Source organism: Sphingobacterium sp. UBA6317 (genome assembly GCF_002440385.1).
Lineage (GTDB): Bacteria > Bacteroidota > Bacteroidia > Sphingobacteriales > Sphingobacteriaceae > Sphingobacterium > Sphingobacterium multivorum.
Window position 1 is genome coordinate 1 of record NZ_DJTD01000056.1, and the last position, 3,630, is coordinate 3,630.

The window sequence follows — 3,630 nt, forward strand, 5'->3', positions numbered from 1 at the left end:
CAATTTACTCCGGAATATGCACCTGGAGCAAAAGCAACAAAAGCAAACGTTAACCTTTCCACAGCAGACTTGGCACTTGATCACTATGTTGCGGTCACTACGGAGGGCGAATCAGCAGGAGTAGAGCAGTTGTTCGCAGCTGATTTCAATCAAAAGATCCAAGCTACCAATGCGCAGTCTAATAGCCGTAGTTCTGTAGTCAAACTATTGAAAAAGCAAAAAGGCGAAAAGCTGAACTGTACAGTAAGCACTGATATCATCGAGGAATCGGCAGACTATATGGTTGCTAAAGTGACTTTGAAATTTGAAAACTTCACCAAAACAGACTTAGTTACCTTGGAGCGTGTGGGCAATGACTGGAAAGTATCCAAATCGATCAATTCTTATAAATAGGAGCCATCCCTTACAAATATATATGTTGTGAAGCCATGTCGTGAGATGTGGCTTTTTTACGTCAAAAGGGCCTGATTCTCATCAGACCCTTTCTCTTAGCGTTTATTTGTACAGTAATTTTTATGTTTCCTATCGTTTCCTCTTTTTTGTTTCGTCATCCAATGTTTTTAAAGACTATTGGATTTTCACTGTACGACGCTAATTTTTATGTTGAACCTTTCTTTCAAAAGGTAGCTTGTAGCCGTTGTATTGTAAGAACAATAGTCATTTCTAAATAGTTTTATTGGAGTAAATTCAAAGTTTAAAAAAAATGAATAAATTAGATTTGAAAAGTTTTGATGCTCAAGACTTGAGTGTTAATGATGTGTCGACAATCGAGGGTGAAAGATTTTTTGGCGACTTTTATTTTAAAGTAAAGTTGCAGATCTTATTGTAGACTCTATTGGATATAGTATGATAATCCTGAGCCAGGCTGGAATTCCACATCTTTTGGTCACTACGGAGGAGCTAGACCCTAGTATTTGATAAGGAGACGCCGTTCTCCTTATGAAAAAAATATTATAGATGCCGAAATATATAAATCGATTATTGAAGTTACCTGTAACTTATTTATATGTTGTGATGATAATTGCTTATGTGATTATTGATGTTTTGTGTAATTTAGTTCTCATTGACGTGCTCAAGTTAGCGTCTGTGTCAAACGAAGTGGTTCGTGGCCAAGGGATCCTAAAAATCTTCCTATATGCAATAATTTTAGGTCCTTTTTTTGAGACATTATTATTCCAATTTATTCCTATAAAACTCCTGTCTACATATACTTTTTTTAAACAAAGGAAATTATTGATGGCTTTAATTTCTGCCCTTATTTTTGCTTTGACTCATATGTATAGTTTATATTATTTTATTTTAAGTTTCCTTATGGGGACAGTTTTTGTTTTTTTCTTTTTCATCATGGAGTTTAAGAAGAAAGGGACTGGTCTTTGGCATACTATATTTTTACATGCTATTATTAATTTAATGGTATTCTTAAATAAGTATTTTATATAATTTTTCAGGCTTTCAATCTTGTGCTTTATCCTTCTGTAGTGGTTCGAGCATTTAATAAAGACTTTAATATCATTAAAAATATACAATTCAAAGCATCAGACAGTACATTGATTTTCATAAGATTGATTCCATGATCTTTTGAATTGGCAACTTTTTCCTATAAATATTTCATCTTATTACTTAAATCTAAACATTTATGTCCCAGTTTTAAGCTGTTGGATTTTTTTGGACACTTACAGTAGAAGTTATAACGAACCCTTAAATATATTTCTTTTTCTTGGTCTTCGATATTTCTTCTATATGATAAAGTTGTGTTGCAAAAAACACCCATAAAAAAGGAAACAGAAACATTAGTATAATACTCAAAAAAGATATTCTCTCTTTTGATTTAGCTATTTGAACGACCGCTACTATGTAACTGATAAACCACAATAAAGCAAGTATTATTAAGAAATATTTCATTTTTTAAAGTTTTATTAATAAAAATAATCAAAAATTTAATTATATGCAAGTATAGGCAGCATTGGAAAGCAGGTAATTGGAGAAAAGAGTTAACGGTTTTTGGCATGAACGCTATATCACTTTTTTTATATAAGTTGTAATGTTTTTGTCTTTTTGGAGACTAACAAGTAAAGCAATAACAAATAAGACATCCTCGTAGGATATGAGTATCGAAAAAGACTTTATTACTTTAGCGACTTCTAATCAGGCTATCATACACCGCATCTGCTGTATGTACCTAGACAATAAAGCCGATAGGGAAGATTTATTTCAAGAAATCGTATTACAGGCATGGAAATCATTCAAAAGCTTCAGGGGGGATGCCAAGTTTCAGACATGGCTATATCGAGTCGGATTGAATACGGCGATCACATATATCAAACGAGGCAATAGGTATACGCTGTTAATTCTCACTAAAATACCCCCATATATTCTCACTAAAATGCCCCCACCTTAAGTTTTTAATTAAGGTTTAACTTGTCGGAGTATTAAAGTCCGACATTATGTATAAAGTGGCAATGTATAATACGATAAAAACACTGCTGTCCCACGGGAAATCCATACGGGAGATAGCCTCAGAACTTGGGATGTGCCGCAAGACCGTTTCCCGGATACAGAAAGCCCTTGAGCGTGGCTTAGAGGAACCTTTGCCCCAGGTAAGACCAAAGCTGCTGGATGATTATCTCGATGACATTCAGGTATATAAGGAAATGGGGCTGAGCGCGATACTTATCCACCAGCGCCTGCATGAGCAGCACGGTTTAGATGTATCTTACCCCAGTGTTGCCAGAAGTATCGAGCGATTAAAGAAGCAGGAGGTTTTTGTGCCGCTGCACAGCGATCCGGGAGAAGAAGCACAGGTAGATTTCGGATATATGGGTACTTTCCGCAGGAATGGCCGCCCTGTTAAAGTATGGGTGTTTTCCATGGTTCTCTCCCATAGCCGCTACAGCTTTTATAAACTGGTGACCAGCCAGCGGGTGGACGAATTTCTGGACTGCCATATCAAAGCTTTCGAGTATTTTGGGGGTGTTCCGCGTACTGTCAAACTTGACAACCTGAAATCTGGGGTGATCACTCCGGATCTTTACGAACCGGAGCTCCAGCGCAGGTATGCTGAATTTCTTTCCTACTACAGCTGTGCAGGAATTGCGTGCAGGCCACGCCGTCCACAGGATAAGGGCAAAGTTGAATCATCTATCAAATATGTAAAAAACAATTTTTTAAAGGGCTTCGATGGCAATAGCTATGAAGATCTGCTGTGCGGTCTTAAGGTCTGGAACGAAGAGACATGCAATAAGCGCGTACACGGAACCACGCGCCGTATCCCGCTTGCCGTATTTGAGCAGTATGAAAAGCATGCACTGCTTGCATTGCCCCCGGTGCGATATGAGATCCTGGAGGTCGGATCCAGAAAAGTCACCCGGCTGGCACACGTGAGCTACCGCCATAATTACTATTCGGTGCCCGCTGCCTATGCGGGCAGGACCGTCAGGCTCGAAAGCAACGGTACCTGCCTAAAAATATTTGACGGCAGCACACGCATAGCACTCCATCAGGTAAGCGCACAGATGGGCATGTACGTTTCTCTGGAGGAACACCGTCCGGATTATAAAAAGAATATCAGCAGAGAAGAATATAAGCGGCTGATGGGAAGTATCGGACCTTCTGGAGTTGCTACCTTTGAGT

5 protein-coding genes are annotated in these 3,630 nt (G+C 38.3%); all 5 read left to right on the plus strand.

The window, feature by feature from the left end; translation table 11 throughout:
* Positions 1-393: nuclear transport factor 2 family protein (locus B3E92_RS19255; RefSeq protein WP_286897964.1), on the plus strand; the 393-nt coding region annotated here is incomplete at its 5' end.
* Positions 394-703: 310 nt separating this feature from the next.
* A complete protein-coding gene (locus tag B3E92_RS19260; RefSeq protein WP_286897965.1) occupies positions 704-829 on the plus strand; it encodes a hypothetical protein in 126 nt (41 codons plus the stop codon).
* Positions 830-957: 128 nt separating this feature from the next.
* Positions 958-1,440, plus strand: a complete 483-nt coding sequence (locus tag B3E92_RS19265; protein ID WP_286897966.1) for a type II CAAX prenyl endopeptidase Rce1 family protein — start codon at positions 958-960, stop codon at positions 1,438-1,440.
* A gap of 664 nt (positions 1,441-2,104) precedes the next feature.
* Positions 2,105-2,398, plus strand: a complete 294-nt coding sequence (locus B3E92_RS19270; RefSeq protein ID WP_286710098.1) for an RNA polymerase sigma factor — start codon at positions 2,105-2,107, stop codon at positions 2,396-2,398.
* Positions 2,399-2,444: 46 nt separating this feature from the next.
* A partial coding sequence (istA, locus tag B3E92_RS19275; RefSeq protein ID WP_286897967.1) for an IS21 family transposase occupies positions 2,445-3,630 on the plus strand: 1,186 nt, incomplete at its 3' end.